25 protein-coding genes and 1 tRNA gene are annotated in these 22,165 nt (G+C 66.7%); 11 read left to right on the forward strand and 15 right to left on the reverse strand.

What is annotated here, in order from left to right; translation table 11 throughout:
* Positions 1–45: 45 nt before the first annotated feature.
* On the reverse strand, positions 46–711 hold the full coding sequence (locus tag AC6I21_RS00640) for a hypothetical protein (RefSeq protein ID WP_138174693.1): 666 nt from the start codon (positions 709–711) through the stop codon (positions 46–48).
* A gap of 188 nt (positions 712–899) precedes the next feature.
* On the opposite strand from AC6I21_RS00640, the gene AC6I21_RS00645 reads away from it, so the two are divergent.
* A tRNA-Lys gene (locus AC6I21_RS00645) sits at positions 900–975 on the forward strand.
* Positions 976–1,048: 73 nt separating this feature from the next.
* Here the strand turns inward: AC6I21_RS00645 and AC6I21_RS00650 are convergent.
* From AC6I21_RS00650 to AC6I21_RS00675, 6 genes are all read right to left on the reverse strand, one after another.
* Positions 1,049–1,663, reverse strand: coding sequence for a dienelactone hydrolase family protein (locus tag AC6I21_RS00650; RefSeq protein WP_497762884.1), 615 nt, complete (start codon positions 1,661–1,663; stop codon positions 1,049–1,051).
* Between the two features lie 97 nt (positions 1,664–1,760).
* The gene (locus AC6I21_RS00655; RefSeq protein ID WP_497762885.1) at positions 1,761–2,012 is read right to left on the reverse strand and encodes a hypothetical protein; all 252 of its coding nucleotides are present in this window, start codon (positions 2,010–2,012) and stop codon (positions 1,761–1,763) included.
* A 312-nt stretch (positions 2,013–2,324) separates the two neighbouring features.
* A complete protein-coding gene (locus tag AC6I21_RS00660) occupies positions 2,325–2,804 on the reverse strand; it encodes a DUF3817 domain-containing protein (protein WP_497762886.1) in 480 nt (159 codons plus the stop codon).
* Positions 2,805–2,876: 72 nt separating this feature from the next.
* Complete coding sequence (locus AC6I21_RS00665) at positions 2,877–3,590, reverse strand: demethylmenaquinone methyltransferase (protein WP_497762887.1); 714 nt, start codon at positions 3,588–3,590, stop codon at positions 2,877–2,879.
* A 97-nt stretch (positions 3,591–3,687) separates the two neighbouring features.
* Positions 3,688–4,659 carry an SRPBCC family protein gene (locus AC6I21_RS00670; protein WP_497762888.1) on the reverse strand — a complete coding sequence of 324 codons (972 nt, stop codon included), beginning with the start codon at positions 4,657–4,659 and terminating at the stop codon, positions 3,688–3,690.
* A 10-nt stretch (positions 4,660–4,669) separates the two neighbouring features.
* Positions 4,670–5,011: an ArsR/SmtB family transcription factor gene (locus tag AC6I21_RS00675; protein ID WP_497763394.1), complete on the reverse strand. Its 342-nt coding sequence runs from the start codon at positions 5,009–5,011 to the stop codon at positions 4,670–4,672.
* 220 nt (positions 5,012–5,231) lie between these two features.
* Here AC6I21_RS00675 and AC6I21_RS00680 point away from each other — a divergent pair, with 220 nt between their 5' ends.
* Together AC6I21_RS00680 and AC6I21_RS00685 are read left to right on the forward strand one after the other, a co-directional pair.
* Positions 5,232–6,128, forward strand: coding sequence for an ABC transporter ATP-binding protein (locus AC6I21_RS00680; protein WP_396277689.1), 897 nt, complete (start codon positions 5,232–5,234; stop codon positions 6,126–6,128).
* Positions 6,125–7,783 carry an ABC transporter permease gene (locus tag AC6I21_RS00685; RefSeq protein WP_497762889.1) on the forward strand — a complete coding sequence of 553 codons (1,659 nt, stop codon included), beginning with the start codon at positions 6,125–6,127 and terminating at the stop codon, positions 7,781–7,783. Before AC6I21_RS00680 ends, AC6I21_RS00685 begins: the two co-directional genes overlap by 4 nt.
* A 12-nt stretch (positions 7,784–7,795) precedes the next feature.
* Here the strand turns inward: AC6I21_RS00685 and AC6I21_RS00690 are convergent, their stop codons facing one another.
* Positions 7,796–8,074 (reverse strand): hypothetical protein, encoded by a 279-nt coding sequence (locus tag AC6I21_RS00690; protein WP_138174676.1) that lies wholly within the window; start codon positions 8,072–8,074, stop codon positions 7,796–7,798.
* Between the two features lie 193 nt (positions 8,075–8,267).
* Between AC6I21_RS00690 and AC6I21_RS00695 the strand changes: the two genes are divergently transcribed.
* Positions 8,268–9,491: a transcriptional regulator gene (locus AC6I21_RS00695; RefSeq protein WP_497762890.1), complete on the forward strand. Its 1,224-nt coding sequence runs from the start codon at positions 8,268–8,270 to the stop codon at positions 9,489–9,491.
* A 1-nt stretch (position 9,492) separates the two neighbouring features.
* On the opposite strand, the gene AC6I21_RS00700 is transcribed toward AC6I21_RS00695, so the two are convergent.
* Positions 9,493–10,389 (reverse strand): amidohydrolase family protein, encoded by an 897-nt coding sequence (locus AC6I21_RS00700; RefSeq protein WP_497762891.1) that lies wholly within the window; start codon positions 10,387–10,389, stop codon positions 9,493–9,495.
* Positions 10,390–10,615: 226 nt separating this feature from the next.
* Here AC6I21_RS00700 and adh point away from each other — a divergent pair, with 226 nt between their 5' ends.
* The 3 genes from adh (at position 10,616) to AC6I21_RS00715 (ending at position 13,864) form a co-directional block, all read left to right on the forward strand.
* On the forward strand, positions 10,616–12,139 hold the full coding sequence (gene adh, locus AC6I21_RS00705) for an aldehyde dehydrogenase (protein WP_138174670.1): 1,524 nt from the start codon (positions 10,616–10,618) through the stop codon (positions 12,137–12,139).
* 165 nt (positions 12,140–12,304) lie between these two features.
* Positions 12,305–13,333 (forward strand): alcohol dehydrogenase AdhP, encoded by a 1,029-nt coding sequence (gene adhP, locus AC6I21_RS00710; protein WP_138174668.1) that lies wholly within the window; start codon positions 12,305–12,307, stop codon positions 13,331–13,333.
* A gap of 117 nt (positions 13,334–13,450) precedes the next feature.
* On the forward strand, positions 13,451–13,864 hold the full coding sequence (locus AC6I21_RS00715) for a DUF779 domain-containing protein (RefSeq protein ID WP_138174665.1): 414 nt from the start codon (positions 13,451–13,453) through the stop codon (positions 13,862–13,864).
* A 24-nt stretch (positions 13,865–13,888) separates the two neighbouring features.
* On the opposite strand, the gene AC6I21_RS00720 is transcribed toward AC6I21_RS00715, so the two are convergent.
* Positions 13,889–14,533, reverse strand: coding sequence for an AmiS/UreI family transporter (locus tag AC6I21_RS00720; RefSeq protein WP_138174663.1), 645 nt, complete (start codon positions 14,531–14,533; stop codon positions 13,889–13,891).
* A 185-nt stretch (positions 14,534–14,718) separates the two neighbouring features.
* Between AC6I21_RS00720 and AC6I21_RS00725 the strand changes: the two genes are divergently transcribed.
* The 3 genes from AC6I21_RS00725 to AC6I21_RS00735 all read left to right on the forward strand — a co-directional run bounded on the left by AC6I21_RS00725 (position 14,719) and on the right by AC6I21_RS00735 (position 16,314).
* Positions 14,719–15,183, forward strand: coding sequence for a pyrimidine dimer DNA glycosylase/endonuclease V (locus AC6I21_RS00725; RefSeq protein WP_138174661.1), 465 nt, complete (start codon positions 14,719–14,721; stop codon positions 15,181–15,183).
* A 34-nt stretch (positions 15,184–15,217) separates the two neighbouring features.
* The gene (locus AC6I21_RS00730) at positions 15,218–15,649 is read left to right on the forward strand and encodes an acyl-CoA thioesterase (RefSeq protein ID WP_497762892.1); all 432 of its coding nucleotides are present in this window, start codon (positions 15,218–15,220) and stop codon (positions 15,647–15,649) included.
* 326 nt (positions 15,650–15,975) lie between these two features.
* Positions 15,976–16,314, forward strand: coding sequence for a hypothetical protein (locus AC6I21_RS00735; RefSeq protein WP_138174657.1), 339 nt, complete (start codon positions 15,976–15,978; stop codon positions 16,312–16,314).
* Here the strand turns inward: AC6I21_RS00735 and AC6I21_RS00740 are convergent.
* On the reverse strand, positions 16,311–16,964 hold the full coding sequence (locus tag AC6I21_RS00740) for a GntR family transcriptional regulator (RefSeq protein ID WP_497762893.1): 654 nt from the start codon (positions 16,962–16,964) through the stop codon (positions 16,311–16,313). The two genes, AC6I21_RS00735 and AC6I21_RS00740, sit on opposite strands and share 4 nt — an antisense overlap.
* 128 nt (positions 16,965–17,092) lie before the next feature.
* Between AC6I21_RS00740 and AC6I21_RS00745 the strand changes: the two genes are divergently transcribed.
* Entirely contained in the window at positions 17,093–19,924 is a 2,832-nt protein-coding gene (locus tag AC6I21_RS00745; protein ID WP_497762894.1) for an FAD-binding and (Fe-S)-binding domain-containing protein, read from the forward strand.
* A 451-nt stretch (positions 19,925–20,375) separates the two neighbouring features.
* Here AC6I21_RS00745 and AC6I21_RS00750 read toward each other — a convergent pair whose 3' ends face one another.
* Genes AC6I21_RS00750 through AC6I21_RS00765 form a run of 4 tightly spaced genes read right to left on the reverse strand, consistent with a single transcriptional unit; the run spans position 20,376 to position 22,162 of the window.
* Positions 20,376–20,537 (reverse strand): DUF8730 family Cys-rich protein, encoded by a 162-nt coding sequence (locus AC6I21_RS00750; protein ID WP_138174651.1) that lies wholly within the window; start codon positions 20,535–20,537, stop codon positions 20,376–20,378.
* Between the two features lie 35 nt (positions 20,538–20,572).
* Positions 20,573–20,851, reverse strand: a complete 279-nt coding sequence (locus AC6I21_RS00755) for a metal-sensitive transcriptional regulator (protein ID WP_054821262.1) — start codon at positions 20,849–20,851, stop codon at positions 20,573–20,575.
* Between the two features lie 42 nt (positions 20,852–20,893).
* Positions 20,894–21,265 carry a thioredoxin gene (gene trxA / locus AC6I21_RS00760; RefSeq protein ID WP_138174649.1) on the reverse strand — a complete coding sequence of 124 codons (372 nt, stop codon included), beginning with the start codon at positions 21,263–21,265 and terminating at the stop codon, positions 20,894–20,896.
* Positions 21,266–21,289: 24 nt separating this feature from the next.
* Positions 21,290–22,162: a sulfite exporter TauE/SafE family protein gene (locus AC6I21_RS00765; RefSeq protein ID WP_497762895.1), complete on the reverse strand. Its 873-nt coding sequence runs from the start codon at positions 22,160–22,162 to the stop codon at positions 21,290–21,292.
* Positions 22,163–22,165 lie beyond the last annotated feature (3 nt).

The raw sequence follows: 22,165 nt of genomic DNA on the forward strand, positions 1-22,165 counted from the left end.
CTGGTCGCCTGGAATCTGCCAAGCTACAACTTATCGCGCCCGTGGCTAATCGAGGCAATCATTGCGCCACATGTGGGCGCAGGCCTCCAGGTCCTCGGCGGTGCGCACCAGGGCGGTGGCCCGCTGGGTCAGCACGCTGCCGCGCACCGCATTGGCCAGATCCGCGGCGTCCGCATGCTCCGCCATGCCCAGGGCGATGACCCGGCAATAGGCGGCCGTGCGTTCCAGGGCATGGGCGAAGTCCCCGTCAAAGGCGCCGGAGAGAATCGAGTCGGCCATCCTGCGCAGCTCATCGGCTGTCGGCGGCTCCGCCGCCCCGGCCACGATCCGGTCCACCTCGGCCCGCTCGGCCCCGGCACGGAACCGGGTGGCCATCACCTCCGGGTTGTTCAGCGTCGCGGTGCGGATGGCGTACAGCCGCCACAGGGCACCGGGCAGCGAGCGGGCCGGGGCTTCGCTCCACAGCTCGGCCAGCACCTCGATGCCCTCATCCTCGGCCACGGCCACCAGCCGGGCACTGACCTTCGGATCCTGGTTGGCCAGCCCGCCGTGCACAAAGGCGCGGGCCGAAAGGTGCGCGGCTTCCGAAACGCGCGCGGGATCGGCACCACCCACGTAGGCTTCGAACTCGCGGGGGGTGAATGGCTTGGGCTTGTGGTGGCGGAATCCGGAGTCGTGGGGGACCTTGGAACCTGCGCGTGGGCCTTTCATGGTGTCGAGAATACTCCCTGTTGCTGGGTGGGTGGTCTAAAAGCCGCGGCCAGCCAGTCTACGCCACCGTGGCGCCCGGGGGCAGTTAGCTGGCACACCCCGTGGGCGAGAGCGCTAGCACCGGGCTGACCTGCGGATTAAGAGCGGGTGGCGGTGATCGGGTAACATTGATCTTGGCTAAATGCCGTGCGCCTTTAGCTCAGTTGGTAGAGCACTGGACTTTTAATCCATTGGTCGTGGGTTCGAGCCCCACAGGGCGCACCATCAAGATCGGGTCCGGCGAGGAACACCTCGTGGGGCCCGATCGTTTTTGTTTCGCGCACCCGCGGCGAGGCGGTTATGGCGTGGACCGGTCCGGGGACGCGGCGAGCCGCTCAAGAAACACCCCGACGCGCTGCATCAGCAGCGCAGTGGCCTGCGGATCGTGGCCGGGCAGGGAACTGTCGGTGAACGGGTGGGCCCGTCCCGGGTAGGTGAAAACCTGCGCCAGCCCGGCGCCCGGACCCTGCACGAACTGCTGCGCCGCGTCCAGGTCCCCTTCATGGGCGAAAAACGGGTCATCAGCCATGCCGTGGATCTGCACCGGCACGGTACTCGGCCACGGCCCGAAGGACCAGGGGGCCTGCGGGTCCATAAAGGACTCCAGCAGCAGGGCACCACGCGCCCCGGCCCGCTGCTGGGCGAAGCGCTGGGCCAACATCACGCCCCAGGAGATCCCGGCATAGACCAGATCCTGCGGCAGGGCGCTCACCAGCTCATCGGCCCGCTGGTTCACCGTCTCCTGCCCGAGCCGCTGCACCAGCTCCATCCCGGAGGGAATGTCGGGCGGCAATTCGCCGGAAAAGAAGTCCGGTGTGTGAACGACGTGCCCGGCCTGCTCCAATTCATCGGCCAGTGCGCGCACCCCGTCGGTCAGGCCCTGCACGTGGTGGAACAAGATGACTTCGGCCATGGGGGCTCCTGAGAGTGGGAGAGGCGGGGATGCGCCCGATCCTAGGGCGTGGGCCGCAGCGCGTCAACGTCCCGCCGCCGCTAACGCCCGGCACCTCTTAGCGTTCGTCCACCAGGTTCTCGATGCGCTGGGGCAGGTGCTGAAGCGCCGAATCCCAGCCGGGCATCTCACTGTTGATCTCCACGCTGTACCCCTCGGTGAGGATGAACTCGGCGCAGGTCAGGGTCCGTGATCCGGAGGTGCTTTCATAGATGAAGGCGCGGCGGATGTCATGCCACAACAAGGTGGCGGACTCGTCGATGACCAGCCCGGTGGGTTGAACCTCGACGGTGCGCTGCGGGTAACTCATGGGGGCCTTCCGTGGCTGAAAAACGTGCTTTCGTCCCAGTGTAAGGGCAGGATGCGGCGAATCCGTAGGCCCCGGCCGCAACTCAGGTAATCTTTGGCGGATCCACACGACGCAGCGAGCCCTCGGGCTCCGCGGGTGGCATCTACTGCGTATTCACAGAATCACGAAAGAACCTATTAGGAGCTTCACTTCGCGAATGCGCCTGCGGTGGATGGCTTTAATCCGTGCTTGCTGTTGTCTACGCAGCGATTTCACACGCAGATAGGGAAGCAAAGATGTGTGTCAACGAGTGGGTGTCGTTTTCTGCACTTTTTACGCGCGAGGGACTGGCGGGCCCAGATAGAGCAAGGTGCTGAAGAGCACGACTACGAGTACCAGTAAAAGCAGGATTGCTATTACTGGTCTACGTAATACAAACGCCTGCATCTGTTCAATTAATCCCTTAGGGGCGTCGCGGCCCGGGGCGAGACGCCAGTCTCCGTCCAGAAGGCCATGACGATGTACATAGAGCTCGAAGGGAACTGTTGCGAAAGGGATGATGGCAAGTACCAGTCCCGTCGATCCCACTGACGGACTCCACTTCTGATTAACCCACACGAAAACCGTCGTAACCGCGTAGCTAAGAAATACGAAGCCGTGAACGCCCCCTGTGATGGGAACAATATTGACGGTATCGGTAGCGCGCAAAATAAGGCCGGTAATCAGCCCAGCCCAGGTAACTACCTCTGCAATGGCGAAGAAGCGAAATAGTGCCCGCGGGCTAACGCTTCGTGGGTGTGATCGTGTAATCAAAGCTGAAACGGTCCTTTCGGGCGCGTAAGGATCACGAGATTAGGTGGCCAAGGGGTCACCAGTGCCGTCTGCTCAATCTTCTTTCGCCTTGGTTGCCCGGTGCAGGGCAACGATGCCCCCGGTGAGGTTGCGGAACTCCACGTTCTGCCAGCCGACGGCCAGGAACTTGTGGGCAAGCTGCTGCTGGTTCGGCCAGGCGGCAATCGACTCCGCCAGGTAGGCGTACGCCGAGGGGTTGGAGGAGACCAGGTAGCCCAGCGCCGGAATCACCCGGGGCAGGAACTGCTGGTAGGCAATCCGGATCGGGGCGAAGGTGGGGGTGGAGAACTCCGCCACCACAATCCGTCCGCCGGGTTTGGTGACCCGACGCATCTCGGACAGCGCCTTTTCGGTGTCGGAGATGTTGCGCAGCCCGTAGGAGATGGTCACCGCGTCAAAGGTGTCGTCCTCAAACGGCAGATCGGTGCCGTCCCCGTACACGAATTCCAGTTCCGGGTGGCGTTTGCGGCCCTCGGCAAGCATGCCGTGGGACATGTCGCAGGCGGTGACCTTCGCCCCGGCCTGTGCGAAGGGAACCGATGAGGTGCCGGTGCCGGCGGCCAGGTCCAGGATCCGCTCCCCGGACTTGGGGTTCACGGCCTCGGTGGTGAGCTTGCGCCAGTAGTTGACGATGCCGCCGGTCATCAGGGTGTTGAGCAGATCGTAGCGGGGTGCCACGTTGTCGAACATCTCCTGAACCTGGTTTGCCTGCTTGTCCAGGCCCGCACGCACATTATGGGAAGTCATGGATCCAAGTCTTTCACAATCTTGGTGGGTTGGCGTCCAGCCTATGCCGCACATCGCCCCGCGCCCCGGCGGGTGCCGGGGCGCGGGATGCGCACGGTCAGAGCAGGGAGTCCAGCCGGGCGTAGCTTGCCTCCATCCCGTCGGTCATGCCGGTGCCCAGGATCGAGTCGCGGGTGTGGGCGTCCGGGTAGGTGATCACCAGGGTCAACAGGGTTCCGCCGGGCGCCGGGGTCAGTGTCAGCTCATTGACGGTGACCGGGGAATCGGTGCCGATCATCTGCTCGGTGGTGCGTTCGTAGACCGGGGCCTGGCGGGCCAGGATTCGGCCGCAGAAGCCGAATCCTTCCTGCCCCGACCCGGCCTGCGGTTCCCACCAGGAACGGTGCTCCTGCCCTACCTCGCTGCCGACCACGCATTCGGTCAGCCCCCAGCCGTCCGGGCCGAACATCCAGCGGCGCAGCATTTGGGGGTCGTGGTAGGCGTGCCAGACCTGCTCCCGGTTGCCGCGGATGACCCGGCTGATGCGCACCTTCGTGTCGCTGAGCAGCTGGGCCTCGGTGGGCCGTGCCAGGGCCACATCACCCAGGTCGACCAGCACCTGGTCCAGCTGTCCCATGGCCAGGCGCAGGCCTTCATCCATCCCCATTTCCAGCAGCTGCTCCAGGTCCTCGACGGAATTGAAGTGGGAGGTGACCGTCAATTTCGAGCCTTCTTCCCACGGGCTGAAGGCGAAGCTGACCCGGGTGGTGGGCAGTTGCCGATTTGGTTCCCCTTCGGCCGTGGCGAAGCCGTCGATGACCTCGAAGAGCCTGTGTTCGAGAAGTCCACTCCACTGCCAGTAGCCGTGGAACGTCTCGCCCTCGGGGGAGGTCATGTAGTAGTGGCTGAAGCCGTTGGCGCAGCCGTCGTGGCGGGTGAAGGTGGCCGGGTAGCCCGGAGGCCCCCAGAATTTTTCGATCTGGCGCGGGTCGAGGTAGGCCTGCCAGAGGCGTTCGACCGACACGGGGAATTCGGCGTGCACGGTGAGGGTCAGTGTGTCGGCGTCCTTGAGGACCGAGGTGACGGGCATGGCGTGCTCCTTAGGATGGTGCCTCGTCGGCGAGGAAGCCATCCGGGCGATCGATGCGCTGGCGCCAGATGTCCTCGAAGGCTGAGAGTGTTTGCGTGATGTGCCGGAGTCTTTCCGGCTGGCCCCGAACGAGTCGTTCGCGGCCACGTGCGATCTTGCGGACCAGGCCCGCCGCCTGAAGCGCGGCCACATGCTTTTGCACCGCGGCGAAGGACATGTCGTAGTCCGCCGCCAGGTCCGAGATGCTGACCTCGGCGTAAAGGGTTCGCCGCACGATGTCACGTCGTGTGGCGTCGGCCAAGGCACGGAAGACACGGTTCAGCTGCTCATCGCTCAACTCTTGTACAACCATTTGGTTGTACAATACCGGATGCCGCACGGGCTGGGAAGGGGGCGGGGCAGAAAAATCTCCGCGATTCACTAGGGCGCTAGTCAGATGAGAATTCACCTAATGAAAAGGTGATAAGTCACCGGGAATCAGGGCGACGGCTCCGGCTCTTCCCAAGGCGTCGCCCGGAGCCTAGCATCTAAGTCACCACCGAGGGGGCGGACAGAGCACGCTAGGGGGCGCAATGGGCGAGGCGATCATCCAGATTTCCGCACTGAGGAAGAGTTTCGGACGCGTCGAGGCGCTAAGGGGCCTGGATTTGGAGTTGGCTCCCGGTCAGATCCATGGCTTTCTTGGCCCCAATGGGTCGGGTAAGACCACGACCATCCGGGTGCTGTTGGGGCTGTTGCGGGCCGATGCGGGCCGGGTGCGGCTTTTCGGGGCTGATCCGTGGCGCGGGGCGGTGTCCCTGCATCGGCGGTTGGCCTACGTCCCCGGGGAGGTGAACCTGTGGCCGAAGCTGACCGGTGGGGAGGTGATTGACCTGCTCACCGCGCTGCGCGGCGCCGTGGACAAGGCGCGGCGCGATGAGATGATTGAACGCTTTGAACTGGATCCGCGGCGCAAGACCCGCACCTATTCCAAAGGCAACCGGCAAAAGGTGGCCCTGGTGGCCGCCCTGTCCAGTGACGTGGATCTGCTGATCCTCGATGAGCCGACCAGCGGCCTGGACCCGCTGATGGAACGCGTGTTCCAGCACGCGGTGCAGGAAGCAGCCGAGCGCGGCACCGCCGTGCTGCTCTCCAGCCACCTGCTGGCCGAAGTGGAGAAGCTGTGCAGCCACGTCACCATCATCCGCGATGGGCGCAGCGTGGAATCCGGAACCCTGCAACAGCTGCGCCACCTGACTCGCAGTGATGTGGTGCTTTCCAGTGACATTCCGCTGGAGCGGCTGCGCGGGTTGCAGGGAGTGGAGGCGGTCCACCAGGAGCAGGGGCTGATCCGGTTCAGCATCGAGCAGCAGCGCGTGGCCGGGCTGCTGCGGGTGCTTGGCGGGTACACCGTGCACTCCTTCAGCTGCACTCCGCCGAGCCTGGAGGAGCTGTTCCTGCACCACTATCAGGCCGGGGCGGGACGATGAGCGCCCGGCGCGGGGGGCGGCATGCGCAGGTGGGTGTGCGCCGGCAGGGGTTCGGCGCCGCACTGCTCCTGTGGCGGCGGATGTTGTTCGCCTCCCGGTGGGGCATCCTGGTCTGGTCACTGGTGATGGCGGGCCTGCTGTACTACATGGTCCAGGCGGTGCACACCGTGATGGGCCCGGACGGGTTGCAGGCCCGGGCACAGGTGATTGGGCTGCCGGCCGGAGCCATGTTGTCCGGGCCCGGGTACGGACTGGAGGACTATACGCCGCAGGCCATGACGGCCAACGAGCTGCTCGGGGGCTTCGCGGTGGCCGTGGCGATCATGTCCCTGCGTCTGGCGGTGCGCCACACCCGGGGCGATGAGGAAGCCGGGCGTACCGAGCTGCTGCGGGCGCTGCCGGTGGGCCGGTTCGCGCCGCTGGGTGCCGCCGTGGGTACCGGGCTGACGGCCAACCTCGGTGCGGCTGTGCTGGTGTTTCTGGCGTTGCGGGCCTGCGGCTTCGAGGCCAACGGCAGCCTTGGATTCGCCCTCGGGCTGCTGTTGCTGGGGTCGGTGTTCACCGGCGTCGGGGTGCTGTGTGCGCAGCTGAGCCTGACGGCGCGCACGGCCAGCGCCTGGGCGGGAATGCTGCTGGGTTTGGCCTACCTGCTGCGTGCCGTGGGGGACGCCGGGCAGCGTGGGGGCGGTGTGCTGTCCTGGGCCAGCCCGATTGGGTGGATCCAGCAGCAGCGGCTCTTCGTTCAGCAGCGCGTCTGGCCGCTGTGGCTGGTGCTGGGTTTGGGGGTGCTCCTGATCGCTGCCGCCTTCGCGCTGCAGGCCCGGCGGGAGGTCGGTGCCGCCGTCATTGCCCAGCGTGCCGGCCGGGGGAAGGCTGGGATGCTGGGCCGTACCCTGCTGGGCTTTGGGCTGCGCATGGAGCGCAACCGGATGCTCTGCTGGGCTGCCGCCGTGCTGGTAGCCGCGGTGCTCACCGGCTCCCTGGCCCGGGCGGTGGCCGATGCCTTCGCCCAGTTGCCCCAGCTCCAGGCCCTGTTGGGGGCGCCGGGGGCGGATGCCCAACTGGATCAGCTGGTGATGGCCGCGCTGGCCAAGTTCCTGGCCTTCTTCGCGATGGTGGTGGGCGTCTTCGCCGTGCAGAGCCCGCACCGGCTGCGCCGCGATGAACTGCACCACCGCGGTGAGGTGGTGTTGGCGCTGCAGGTGTCCCGGTGGTGGCTGATGGGACACCAGATGCTGCTGGGTCTGCTGGGCAGTGCACTGCTGCTGGCTATGGCCGGGCTGGGTCTGGGGATCGGGGCCGGTTCCGCGCTGGCCGCTCCGGTGCTCGGGAGCTTTGTTGCCGCGAGCCTGTGGTACCTGCCGGTGGTGGCCTGCTGGCTGGCGCTGTCCATGGTGGCGCTGGGCATCGAGGTGCGCGGCGGGGCAGCGCTAGTCTGGGTGCTGCTGGTTGGCTGCATCCTGATCGGCGCCTACGGGCCACTGCTGAATGTGCCGCAATGGGTCATGGACGCCGAACCATTCACCTCCATCGTGGCACTGGAAATCGTGCGCGAGGGCGCATCCGCCGTCCCGGCGGCGGGGTTCACCGCCGCGGCGCTGCTGCTCGGTGCCCTGGCCCTCGGGCTGTACCGGCGCCGGGATCTGCGTGGCTAGCCGGCAACGCGCCTAGGGGAGCTCCTGGACCTGGATAATCTTGCCCGTCTGGACATCAACCACAATGGTGGCCGGCTGTCCCGACAAAACCGCGGCCCGATCCTGCAGCGACAGCTCGCTGACGGCTTCGGCCAGCGAACCCTGCGGGACAAAGGCCTCCTGCAGCGGGAAGGGCCGGGACTGGGGCGCGACACCCGCAGGCGCGGGCGCCAGCACGGGCACGGCGATGACAGCGGCCGCCAGCATCAGCACAGCGGCGCCGGCAACGCGGCGCAAGGAGGTGAACTTCACGGTGTTGTCCAATCACTGGGGAACGAGATTAACCGTCATTGTCTCCCAAGGTGGGACTGTTGCGGGAAAAGAACCACGCATCGGTGCGCGCCCTGGCGGCGGCGCCCTTCAAAAGCCCGCGGATTTGCCCTAGTCTGATGTTCCACGATCAAAAGTTTTAGGCACGGGTCTACGCTTCGGGGTTTGGAGTGGCATGGGGGGAGCGGTCATCGACTGGACGGCAGAGGCCCGCAAGGCGGCGCGCGCCCACGAAATGCTTGGCAGCCAATCCGGGAACATCGACGCATTGCCGCTGCGCAACGTGGTGCGCGAATCCTGGAAGCGCTCCCTGTCCATTCCCGGGATCCGCCGCGAACCGGCGGTGCTCAGTGATGAGCGGCTGCGGTTGACTCGCGAACGCAGTGAGCTGCAGCGGATTTGGCCGGTGTTCGAAAAACTACTGGTGCCCGCCGCCACCGACGCGAACCTGCTGGTGGCGCTCGCCGACGCCCAGGGCACCTTGCTGTGGGTGGCCGGCAGCGGCTCCTCCGTGGACGGGGCCGAACGGGTGGGGTTCGCCGCGGGCGCGAACTGGGCCGAAAGTTCGGTGGGAACCTCCGCCCCGGGGCTGGCGCTGGCCACCGGTGACGGGGTGCAGGTTTCGGGGGCCGAGCACCTGTACGAGCACGTGCATCACCTGAACTGTTCGGCAGCGCCCATCCACCACCCGAAGACCGGGCGGATCATCGGCGCGGTGGACCTGACCGGCGGGGATGAGGCCATCGCCGTGCACTCCCTGCCGCTGTTGCGTGCCGCGGTGGCGGCCGCCGAAAGCCAGCTGCTGCTGCCGGGGCCCGCCCACCGTCCGGACAGCGGGGACTTCCTGGATCTGGGCGCCGCCGAGGGCCCGGAACTGTCTGGCCAGCCCATCTCGCTGCGCCACGCCGAGATCCTCACCCTGCTGGGCGCCCACCCGCGGGGGCTGAGCAACGCCGAGCTGGTCGAGCGGCTCTTCGAATTCCCGGATGCGGCCGCCGCCGGGACGGTGCGCGCCGAGATCGTTCGGCTGCGCAAGGTGCTGGCCGCCGTCCCGGGCCGCAGCATCGCCGCCCGCCCCTACCGGCTGGGATGGGATCTGCACACCAGTCTGGGCCGGTTGTGGCAGGCACTGGAATCCGGGGACCTGGAACAGGCGCTGGCCCTGCACCCGGCGGACATGCTGGCCCGCTCCCAGGCGCCGGGCATCGTGGAACTGCGGGCCCGGGCGCACGCCGCCCTGCGCGAGGTGGCAATGGACCGGGGCAGTGCCCACCAGCTGCTGCGCCTGGGCCGGCAGCTGGCCGACCCGCAGCTGCTGCAGGCGGCGTTGCGCGAGCTGCCCGCGGACTCCCCGGCCCGCTCCCTGGTGGTGGCCGAGGTGGAGGCCATGATCCGCTGAGCTAGGCGGGTAGCCCCACCAGCCCACGGGGCGTATGCCACAGGGCCCCGGCCAGCCAATCGGCACCCAGCCCCCAGTCGTTCAGCACCTGCAGCTGATGGCTGTAGGGGTAGGGGATCGAGGGGAAATCGCTGCCCAGCACCACCTTGCCCGCCAGCGCATGCAGAATGCGGGCATAGTCGGGCGGGACTGGAAAGAGCTGCTGCATGTAGGAGGTGCCCACCATCGTGGTGTCCAGGTAGACGTTGCGGTGCTTGTGGGCCAGCTCGGCAAACGGCAGATAGTCCGGCAACCCGGCGTGGGCGATGATCAGCACCAGACCCGGGTGGCGTTCAATGAGCCGCCGGATCGGTGCGATGCCGGTGAACGTCCCGGGGTGCGGCCCATGCCCGCAATGGATAACCACGGGGGCGCCGGCCTGCTCCACCAGACTCCAGGCCTCCTCCAGCCACGGATCCAGGACGCAGAACCCGCCGACCTGGACATGGATCTTGAAGATCCGCGCCCCGGCGTCCAGCGCCCGCTGCACCACGGCAGGGGCCTGGGGTTCCGGGAAGAACGTGGCTGAGTGAATCACCTGCGCATGGTCTTGGGCCAGGGCGGTGCTGAAGTCGTTGAGCCACTGGGCCATGCCCGGGCGGTGCGCGTAGTTCAGCGAACTGAAATTGCGCACCCCCAGCCCGGCCAGCGCCTCGATCCTCTGCTGGAGCGGAAGCCGGTAGTGGATTGGCCAGGCTGGCGCGCCGCTGGCGGCCACCCCATCGAAGAATCCCCAGACCTTCTGCTGCACCCGATCCGGCATGAAATGCACATGCAGGTCAGTGATCCCGGCAATGCCCAGTTCAGCCAGCCAGCCGCTGACCTGCGCATCACCACCTGGCCCCGCCCTATGCCGCATAGCGCTGCCCACCTGTTCTTGAATCGTCCGCCGCCCGGTCCCCTCGCGCCTCATCGTACGTTGCCCGGGGCATGCAACCTAGTTGCAACCTTCCAGTGACTATCGTCACATCCAACAGCTGCGGTTCACCGCGAAGGAGTCCGCGGCACCGCGGGCCCGGCGCCGGCGGACGGGCCAAGAACCACCACGGGCAGCATCTGTCCGGCCACGAAGGAGCAAGACAACCATGGGTATTTACGCCAACCCGAACACCGACGGCGCACTGGTCGCGTTCAAGTCGCGCTACGAGAATTACATCGGGGGCCAATGGGTGGCCCCGGTCAAGGGCATGTACTTCGAGAACATCACCCCGGTCACCGGCAAGGCGTTCTGTGAGGTGGCCCGCTCCACCGCCGAAGACATCGAATTGGCGCTGGACGCCGCACATGCCGCCGCCCCTGCGTGGGGCAGGACCAGTGTCGCCGAACGGGCGGTCATCCTGAACAAGATCGCGGACCGCATCGAGCAGAACCTGGAAATGCTGGCGGTCGCCGAAACCTGGGACAACGGCAAGGCGGTCCGTGAAACCCTGAACGCGGACCTGCCCCTGGCGGTGGACCACTTCCGCTACTTCGCCGGGGCCATCCGCGCCCAGGAAGGCACCCTGTCGCAGATCGATGATGACACCACCGCCTATCATTTCCACGAACCGCTGGGCGTGGTCGGGCAGATCATCCCCTGGAACTTCCCGATCCTGATGGCCGTGTGGAAGCTCGCCCCGGCGCTGGCCGCGGGCAACGCGGTGGTGCTGAAGCCGGCCGAGCAGACCCCGGCCAGCATCCTGGTGCTCATCGAGCTGATCGGGGACCTGCTGCCCGAGGGGGTGGTGAACATCGTCAACGGCTTCGGTGCCGAGGCCGGCAAGCCGCTGGCCTCCAACCCGCGCATCCGCAAGATCGCGTTCACCGGTGAAACCACCACCGGTCGGCTGATCATGCAGTACGCCTCGGAGAACCTGATCCCGGTCACCCTGGAACTGGGCGGTAAGAGCCCGAACATCTTCTTCGAGGACATCGCGGCCAGGGACGACGCGTTCTACGACAAGGCGCAGGAGGGCTTTACCCTGTTCGCGCTGAACCAGGGCGAGGTGTGCACCTGCCCCTCAAGGGCACTGGTCCAGGAAAGCATCTATGGCGAGTTCATGGAGAAGGTGCTGGCCCGCACCCGGGCGATCAAGCAGGGCAACCCGCTGGACACCGAAACCATGATGGGGGCCCAGGCCTCCAACGACCAGCTGGAGAAGATCCTGTCCTACATGGACATCGGCACCGCGGAGGGCGCCAAGGTGCTCACCGGCGGCGGTCGGGCCGAGCTGGGTGGGGAGCTTGCCGACGGCTACTACGTGCAGCCCACCATCTTCGAGGGCAGCAACAACATGCGCATCTTCCAGGAGGAGATCTTCGGTCCGGTCGTTGCGGTCACCAAATTCAGTGACTACAACGACGCGATCACGATCGCCAATGACACCCTCTACGGCCTGGGGGCCGGCGTGTGGAGCCGCGAGGGCAACACCGCCTACCGGGCCGGACGACAGATCCAGGCCGGTCGTGTCTGGGTCAACCAGTACCACGCCTACCCGGCGCACTCGGCCTTCGGGGGCTACAAGTCCTCCGGCATCGGCCGGGAAAACCACCTGATGATGCTCTCGCATTATCAGCAGACGAAGAACCTGCTGGTCTCGTACTCGGAGGACAAGCTCGGCTTCTTCTAAGCAACACCGTTCACACCCTCCCCGTCCTTGGGGAAACCACTTCCACATTTTGATCAGACCTCGAGGGCGTGGGGTCACCGGGTGCAGCGCCGCCGATAGCCAGCCTCATCGGCGGCCGCCCCGCTCACGCTGCACGCCTTCGAACGCCAAGCAAAGGACAACACCATGAGCACCATGAAAGCAGCCGTCGTCGAGGACTTCGGCCAGGAATTCCAGGTCAAGGACGCCCCCATCCCGGAGCCGGGCCCCGGCCAGGCGCTGGTGAAGCTCATCGCCTCGGGCGTATGCCACACCGACCTGCACGCGGCCGAGGGGGACTGGCCGGTCAAGCCGACGCTGCCGCTGATCCCCGGGCACGAGGGGGTGGGCACCGTTGAGAAGGTCGGCCCGGGCGTCACCGAGGTGAAGGTCGGCGACCTGGTCGGCAACGCGTGGCTGGCCAGCGCCTGCGGCAGCTGCGAATACTGCCGGACCGGCTGGGAAACCCTGTGCGAGTCCCAGACCAACGGCGGCTACTCGGTGAACGGCAGCTTCGGGCAGTACATGCTGGTGGATGCACGGTTCGCCGCCCTGATCCCACAGGGCTCGGACCCCCACGAAATCGCGCCGGTGCTGTGTGCCGGCGTGACGGTGTACAAGGGCCTGAAGATGACCGGGGTGCGCCCGGGACAGTGGGTGGCCATCTCCGGCATTGGCGGGCTGGGGCACATCGCGGTGCAGTACGCGGTGGCCATGGGCATGCGGGTGGTCGCCATCGACGTCGCCGACGAGAAGCTGGCGCTGGCCACGAAGCACGGGGCCGAACTGACCGTCAACGCGTTCGCGCAGGACCCGGCGGAGGTAATCCAGGAAAAGATCGGCGGTACCCACGGGGTGCTGGTCACCGCCGTGCACCCTGCTGCCTTCGGCCAGGCCATCGGGATGACTCGCCGCGGCGGCACCATTGTCTTCAACGGCTTGCCGGCCGGGGACTTCCCCGCCCCGATCTTCGACATTGTGCTCAAGGGACTGACCATCCGCGGCTCGATCGTCGGCACCCGCCAGGACATGATTGAGGCCCTGGAATTCTATGCGGCCGGGAAGATCAAGCCGACCTTCCACACCCGACCGCTGGAGGACATCAACGCCGTCTTCGACGAGATGCGCCATGCGAAGATCGATGGCCGCGTCGTGATCGACTACACGGCGCAATAGTAGGACACTGGGGACCCGGCCACTGCCCGAAGAACGCAGCGTCAGCGCTCACGCGTGCACTTCGGGCGCAGGCTTCCCCGCCGACGCCAAGCCGCACCAACCAGCAAAGGACACACCATGGCCCAGGTTATCGAATCCCGCCCGGTGATCGATGGTGAGCAGTTCTCCCGGGTCGACTTCACCGCCCAGTGCGTGCAGCTGCTGCGCCGGCTGTGGGATCTGCACGGCCCGCTGATGTTCCACCAGTCCGGCGGCTGCTGTGACGGCTCCTCTCCCATGTGCTACCCGGCCGGGGAATTCAAGACCGGCAACGCCGACATCCTGCTGGGGGTGCTGGCGCTGCCTGCTGAGGACGGGACCGTGCTGGGCGACATCGATTTTTGGATGTCAAGGGAACAGTTCGAATACTGGAAGCACACCAGGCTGACCGTGGACGTGGTCAACGGGCGCGGCTCGGGGTTCTCGCTCGAAGCCCCGGAGGGCAAGCGGTTCCTGATCCGCAGCCAGCTCATCGAACCGCCAGCTCACTAGCGGCGCGGTGCGGGGGCACCGGGCCTAAAGCCCCGTGGAGGGCAGCAGGGGCTGCTGCGGGTGGCGGGGCGCCGCCGTGCGCCGCGCCAACTGGCTGCACACCAGCAGGACCAGCACCAGGGCCGCCAGGCACAAGCCACCGGCCAGCGGCAGGGTGGTCCAGCTGCCGCGCATCAGGAACAGGGCCGGCACCGTGCTGCTGGGAATCCCGGTGAGGACCAGGAACCAGCCGGTAAAACGCTGGATGTCCACCTCGCCGGCCCGTTCCCGGCCCAGGGACAGGCGCCAGAAGAACAGGAACCAGGCCACCGCCCAGCAGAGCCAGATCACCGCAAACACCGGGTCGCTGCCCAGCAGGGACAACGCCTGATACAGCGCAATGGCCGCCACGAACAGGCAGTACCAGCCAAAGCCGTGCTCTTCGGCGCCGGTGACCAGGCTGTAGCCCACCCAGAGATAGGTGATGCCAAACAGGTAGCTGGGCCACGCGCCGGACACCAGCTGCGGGTCACCGCCGGCTTGGGCCAGGATGATGGTGGGCAGCACCACCTGGATGGTCCCCACCAGGAAATTTAGGGGAATAGTGGACCTCGCGCCAATAATCCCGGCCGCGGCCAGGCCGTTGACCAGCAAAATGACACCGACGAATACCAGTCCCACATGTTCCATATTCCACTCCTCGCCATGCATTGCCGGGGCAATTGGGCTCAACCGGGTCGCGGCAGCGAACCGGGAAGATTTTGGCCGCCAGAGCAGCGGTTGAACATATTGTAGCGCCCCCGGGCCTTGAACGTGACCGGCGGCACTGGCCCGGGGCCGTGGTGTGCGCCGCGCTCGATGCGTAGACTGTGGCCATGCGACTATGGTCCCTGCATCCAAGCCTGCTCGACGCCAAGGGACTCGTGGCCTGCTGGCGTGAAACGCTGCTGGCGCAAAAGGTCCTGGCCGGACAAACCAAGGGGTACACCGCGCACCCGCAGCTGGTGCGCTTCCGGGCCGTGGACCAGCCGCTGGCGGTCATCGGCCGTTACCTGCAGGGACTGTGGGATGAGGCCGCGAACCGTGGCTACCACTTCGACCCCTCGCGCATCCGCGAACCACACCCGGCGGCGGGGGAGCCGACCCTGGCACTGCCCAGCGGGCAGGCGGCCTTCGAACGACAGCACCTGCTGGGCAAGCTATTGATCCGCGACCCGCAGCGTGCCGAGCCGCTGCGCCGCCTTGGGGTCCAGCAGCTGCCGTTGCATCCGCTGTTTCACCTGGTTCCCGGATCCGTGGAACCCTGGGAGAAGGACACGGCCATCACGCGTAACGGATGATGCCGCGGCGCCGGGAAGTTGCTGAAATGGGGGAATGAGCCAAACTTCACCAATCCCCACCGGTGGGACCGACATTGAAATCCAGTTGCGTTGGAGCGACGAGGACAAGCTGGGCCACGTGAACAACGCCCGGATCGTGACGTTGATGGAGGAGGCCCGGGTCCGCTGGCTGCGCCGTGATGGAATCGCCGAACGCTTCGGCAACGGGCTGGTGGTTGCCGCGCTGCAGATCAGCTACCTCAAGCCGCTGTACTACCGGCCGTCCATGACGGTTCGCATGGGGGTGGACCGAATCGGCACCAAGTCCTTTGCCCTGCGGCATCTGGGTTACCAGGACGACCAGATCGCCTTTGACGGAACCACGGTGATGGTGGCCCTGGACACCGATGGCGTGTCCTCACGCCTGCCCACCCCTGCCGAACGCCAATGGCTGCAGGACCAGACGCTCAGCGTCGGCAACGCATAGCGTCCACGCCGCCGGTGCCTTCCCCCATGCGGGGCCCGGGGAAGGGTGTCCAACCCGTGGGCGCATCAGTGTGCTGGCCGCCCGCGTGGCAGGTTGTTTGGCCGCACTCCGGGCTGCCCCACGCTGGCCGTGGCCGCCGGGAAAGCGGGAGGAAGGGCTTTCCCAGTTCCTCGCGGGCCTGCGCATCCCGCGCTTCGGCGGCCCTTCCCGGATCAGGCCGGCAACAGCGCAGCCGGTCAAGGCCGGTTCTATGATGGCACCAGGAAACGGTGAACGTCGGCGGCGGAGGGCAGCTGGCGGCGCCTTGCGGCAGAAGGGAAACGGCAATGAGTGAACAGCGCACGGGGCAGGCACGGACAGTTGTCCTGCACGCCTCGGACAAGGTGCAGGACGTGCAGCGGGCGATCGATTCGGCCCGCCGGCTGGGCGAGGCATTTGAGGGGGTTCGGGTGCGCATCATCATCAATGGCCAGGCGCTGGACGCGGCCACCGGACTGCGCCCGGATCGCCTGCCGCCGGAAACGACGGTGGGGGTGTGCGCGGTGGGTTTGGCCAACCGGGGGATCGATGCCGCCCAGCTCCCCGCGGGAATCCAGGTGGTCCCGGCCGCCCCGATCGCGATCGCGCAGGAGCAGTTCGCCGGCGCCGCCTACGTGCGGCTTTAGCTGGCCAGGACCGCCAGGTGTCCGGCCAGCCGGGTGCTGGCATTGGCCAGGTGCGCGGCCAGCACCTCGGCGGCCGCCTGGCTCTCGCCCCGCGAGATCAGCTCGAGCAGCTGCGCATGCTCGCCCGCAATGCGTTCGGTGGACAGCAGCGTCGCGTCCTGGACATGGCTCATGCACAGCCGGATCTCATCGGTGAGCTGGCTGTAGATGGTGCTGGTGCGCGGTGACTCCAGGGCGTCGACCAGTGCGGCATGAAACCGCACGTCGGGGTCGACGATGTCGATGGGCGAGGCGCCGCGCAGGGCGGTGATCTCCGCGTTGGCCTGCAGGGCGGCCTGCGGCACACGGCGTTCGAGGGCCAGCAGGCGCACCGCCTCGGCCTCGATGATTCCCCGGGTTCGGTAAATGTCCCGCGCGTCATCGGCGTTCAGCACCCGCACCCGCGCGGTTTGGTGGGCGTTGCGGCTGAGCAGGCCGCTGGCCACCAGGTTTTCCAGGGCCGCCTTCGCGGTGGGACGGGCCACCTCATAGCGCGCGGCCAGCTCGGTTTCACGCAGCGGTGTTCCCGGAGCCAGTTCCCCGCTGAAGATTCGCTCCCGCAGGTCACGGATGATCGCCTGAACCACGGAGACCACTTGCAAGCGCGCCACCTGCGCTCCTTTCCGCCTTGGTGCCTGGACGGTTCAAGTATCGCACGCAAGGGTCTACCATGGCATGTGTACTTGTTAGACAATTTTTTATGTGGGTAGTCTGGATCCCCAGATGACAGGAGCACACCATGGCCGTGAGCACGCCAGCATTGGGTGAGAGCACCGTTGCGCCGGAAGTATTGAACGTCGTCACCGACGCGTCGCGGGTGCGCACCCGCTCCATTGACCGGGTCGCCTACGCCTCTGATGCCTCGCACTACCTGTTCACCCCGCAGGCGGTGGTCATCGCCGCCGACGCCAAGGAAGTCAGCGGGCTGCTGGCCGCCGCGGCACGCAACCATCAGCCGGTCACCCTGCGTTCGGGCGGCACCTCCCTGGCCGGGCAGGCCAGTGGGGAGGGGCTGCTGGTGGACGTGCGCAAGAACTTCCGCCAGATCACCCTGCTGGACGGGGGCCGGCGGGTGCGGGTGCAGCCCGGGGCCACCATCCGCCAGGTCAATGCGCGCCTGGCCCGCCACGGCTACAAGCTGGGCCCGGATCCGGCCAGCGAGGCGGCCTGCACGGTGGGCGGGGTGATTGCCAACAACTCCTCCGGCATGGCCTGCGGCACCGAGTTCAACACCTACCGCACCCTGGAGTCCATGGTCTTCGTGCTGCCCAGCGGGACCATGATCGACACCGCCGCCCCCGACGCGGATGCCCAGTTTGCCGCCGCCGAACCGCACCTGGTGGCCACCCTGCAGCGCCTGCGTGAACGGGTGCGCGGCAACCGGGCCTCGGTGGCACTGATTGAAAAGCACTTCGGGCTGAAAAACACCATGGGTTACGGCATCAACGCCTTTTTGGACTTCGACTCGCCCGCGCAGCTGATGGCCCACCTGATCATCGGCTCCGAGGGCACCTTGGCGTTCGTGGCCGAGGCCGTGTTCCGCACCATCCCCATCCGCAAGCTTGCCGTGGCCACCCTGGCCGTCTTCGACAACCTTGACCAGGCCACCCGGGCGCTTCCCGAGCTGGTGGAGTCCGGGGCCGCAACCCTGGAGCTGATGGACAGCACCTCACTGCGGGTGGGGCAGGGCCTTCCCGGGGTGCCCGAGGCCATCCTCGGATTCGAGGTCAGCGACCAGGCCGCGCTGCTGGTCGAATACCATGCCGACAGCGAGCAGGAGCTGGCCGCGCACACCGCCGCCGGGCAGCGCCTGCTGGATGCCGCCGCCCTGCGGGCCCCGGCCCGTCTCTCGGCCGACGCCGCCACCCGGCAGGCCGCCTGGAAATTCCGCAAGGGGCTATACGCCTCGGTGGCTGGCGCCCGGGCTTCGGGAACCACCGCGCTGCTGGAGGACGTGGCGGTACCCGTCGCCGAGCTGGCCGACACCTGCCAAAACCTGCAGGAACTGTTCGGCTCCTACGGGTACGCCGACTCGGTGATCTTCGGCCATGCCAAGGACGGAAACATCCACTTCATGCTCACCGACCGCTTTGAAGGCGACGCCGCCCTGAAGCGGTACAACGCTTTCAACGAACAGATGGTGCAGTTGATCCTGGACAAGGGCGGGAACCTGAAGGCCGAACACGGCACCGGGCGGGCCATGGCCCCCTTCGTCCGCCGACAGTACGGGGATGAGCTCTATTCGGTGATGTGCGAGCTGAAGGCTGCCGCCGACCCGCGCAACATGCTCAACCCCGGGGTCATCATCGATGAGGACCACGCGGCGCACATGCGCAACATCAAGCTGAACGAGACCATCGAAGTTGAGGCGGACCGCTGCGTGGAATGCGGCTACTGCGAGCCGGTGTGCCCCTCCAAGGACCTGACCCTCACCCCGCGCCAGCGCATCGTGGTGCGCCGGGCCATCGCCAAGGCGCAGGCCGAGGGAAACCACGAGCTGGCCCGGGAACTGGAGCGCGAGCAGGGCTATGACTCGGTGGACACCTGCGCCGTGGACGGCATGTGCGTCACCGCCTGCCCGGTGCAGATCAACACCGGGCTGCTGGTCAAGCGGCTGCGGCGCGAAACCGCGAACCCGGTGCTGGCCGCCGGCTTCAAGGCCGCCGCCAAGGGCTGGGGTGCCGCCACCCGGGCCGGGTCGGTCGCCCTGAGCGTGGCGGACAAGCTGCCGGCGCCGCTGGTGCGCGGCACCACCGAGGTGGCGCGCAAGGTCCTTGGGGATGATGTCATGCCGCGCTATGACGCGGACCTGCCGGCCGGCGGGGCCGCCCGCAAACCGTTGACCGGACGGCTCGGTGCCCCCGATGCCGAGCCGGTGGCGCTCTACCTGCCCGCCTGCGTCAACTCCATGTTCGGCTCCTGCGGGGATGGGCCGGGGGTGGGAGCCGCGTTCGAACAGCTGCTGCGCCGGGCCGGGGTCGCGGTGCTGGTGCCCGAGGGCATCGAATCCATGTGCTGCGCCACACCCTGGACCTCCAAGGGCTATGCGCAGGGTCATGAGGTGATGGAGGCCCGCGTCCTGAACCGGGTGCGTGCCGCCCAGCCTGCCGGCGGCAGGCTGCCGGTGATCTCCGACGCGAGCAGCTGCACCGAGGGGTTTGAGCACATCCTGGGCCAGGCCGGATTCCAGGTCATCGATGTGCTCGGCTTCACCGCCGAGCACCTGCTGCATCGGTTGCCGGCGGGGCGGAAAATCCAGTCGCTGACCCTGCACCCCACCTGCTCCTCCACCCAGATGGGGCTGAACGACCAGCTGGTGCAGATTGCCCAGGCGGTTGCCCACACCGTGCAGGTGCCCCAGGACTGGGGATGTTGTGGCTTTGCCGGGGACCGGGGCATGCTGCATCCGGAGCTGACCGCCTCGGCCACCGCTGTGCAGGCCGAACAGGTGCGCCAGCTGGACAGCCAGGCCCACGCTTCCTGCAACCGCACCTGCGAATTGGGAATGAGCCGGGCCACCGGCAAGGACTACCAGCACGTGTTGGAGCTGCTGGCCGCGGCTACTGCCTGAAGCCTGAAGAGACGGTGAGGCAAACTCCCTTTGCACTGGGTGAGTTGATCTCACACGCGAAGCGTGGGGGATGCAGGATCCCCCTGAGGTCCGCCCCGTGGGTGCTTGAGCGCGCGAATCCATCGTTGTCCTAGCACTCGCACAGGGCAGCACGGCGGCCACGTGATACTTGGTGCCGGCTCGTGGGGCAGCCGCCAGTCCAAAGTGCTGGCGGTCGTACCCCAAAGCGCTTCCGCCGGTACACTTCGTGCCTGGCAGACCAGCGATCCGGTGGCCCCACATGCCTTATGATGCCCCGCCTTGCGTCCTTATCAGGCGGTAGCTACCGGGAGATCAAAAGGCAGTGGACTTCATGTCTTGCGGGAATCGGGTGTACAACCCGGATTCCCGCAACGCAGCTGCAGTTTCTTGCACAACTGCTTCCAGGCGCCTGTGTTAACCGCTCCCGGCTCTAGCGTCCAAAGAGCCGGCTAAAGAAGCCCTTGCCCGGCTCGTTCTCGTGGCCTTGACAGCGGTCCTTGGCGGGGACGCCGCGCATAACCGAGTCAACGTGCTGGCCGCAGCCGGCCCAGGTGGTCTTGCCACATTTTTTGCAGGAAACCTGTCGGCACATGAGGTGCCTCCTTCTCTGGCTCGTAAGCCGTAAATCTAGGAAAGTGAGAGGAAGAGCTTCTCCAGCTCTTCAACGGTCAAGCCGTCTTCCGCTTCGGCGGTCTTTTCGGGATCGATGAGGCAGTGCTGCATGGCCGTGGCCACGATGGCGAATCCGGCGCGGTCCAGGGCCGTGGACACGGCAGAGAGCTGGGTGACCACGTCGCGGCACTTGCCGTCGTTTTCAACCGAGTTGATCACTGCATCAAGCTGGCCGCGGGCCCGCTTCAGGCGGTTGAGGATGCGTTTGCGTGTGGCTTCATCTGCGTTGCGCATGATGTGCTCCTATTCGAAAAGACCATGGGGTGCACCCCCGGATTACTGTTGGGACTTCCCCGCGGCCGCCATCTGGGCGTGCACGGCTTCCATGTCCAGGTTCTTCAGCGAGGCAATCAGTTCCTCCAGGCCGCGGGAGTCCAGCGCACCGGGCTGGGAATAAACCAGCACGCCGTCCTTGAACGCCATCAGCGTGGGAATGGAAGTGATCTGGGCGGCGGCCGCCAAGTTCTGCTGCGTCTCGGTGTTCACCTTGCCGAAGGTCACCTCCTGGTGCAATCCGGCGGCGGTGTCGAAGACGGGTGCGAAGTTGCGGCACGGGCCGCACCAGGCTGCCCAGAAGTCGACCAGCAGCATGGCAGAGGACTTGACGGTTTCAGCGAAGTTCGTTTCGGTCAATTCTAGCGGTTTCATTGATGCTCCTTTGGTTGTTGGCGGTTACTGCGCCGCCCGGGCATTGCGCCAGGGGCATATGGCGGAGAGAGTCGGGATTTTGGTGCAAAGCACCCAGGCGAGGGTGAGCAGGGCCATGGCAGCGGCAAGGATGGCGCCTGCCGGGTGCGGCAGTTCCTGGGCCAGGACGAAGACGCCCATGGCCAGCACGAAGTATCCGAACCCGCGGCGCAGTCTCTGCTCCGGCACCTTCGAAGCCAGTCGCGCTCCAATCAGGGAGCCAATGATCGCTGCTGCCGTGATGAGCAGGGTCAGCGGCCAGTTGACCGCGGTGGAGTTCAGGTGCCCCAGCATCCCGGATGCCGAGTTCAGGGCGATGACCAGCAGGGAAGTGCCGACCGCATGCTTCATCTGCAAGCCTGCCAGCAGCACCAGGGCCGGGACGATGAGGAAGCCACCGCCGGCACCCACCAGGCCGGTGACCAGGCCGACGACCAGTCCGACGGGAATGTACAGCAGCACAGAACGGCCCTTGGCATCGGCGCCGGCGGCCTTCTTCCGTCCGCGGATCATGTTCCGGGCACTGGCCAGCATGATGATGGCGAAGGCCACCATCAGCACCGTGGCGGGAATGGCCGCGCTGGCCAGGCCGCCGAGGAACGCGCCGCTCATGCTCGCTGCGGCGAAGACCAGGCCGGGGACCCAGCGCACGTGGCGTGCCCGCGCGTGGGGCGGCAGGCTGGCCAACGAGGTCACGCCCACCACGAACAGCGAGGTGGTGATCGCTTCCCTGGCGTCCATGCCCGCCACGTAGGTGAGCAGTGGAACCATCAGGATGGAACCACCGCCACCCAGCAAACCCAGGGTCAGGCCGACGACGATCGACAAGGCCAGGACCAGAATCACCAATGGCTCCACGTC

This window comes from Glutamicibacter sp. St.4D3, assembly GCF_059728615.1.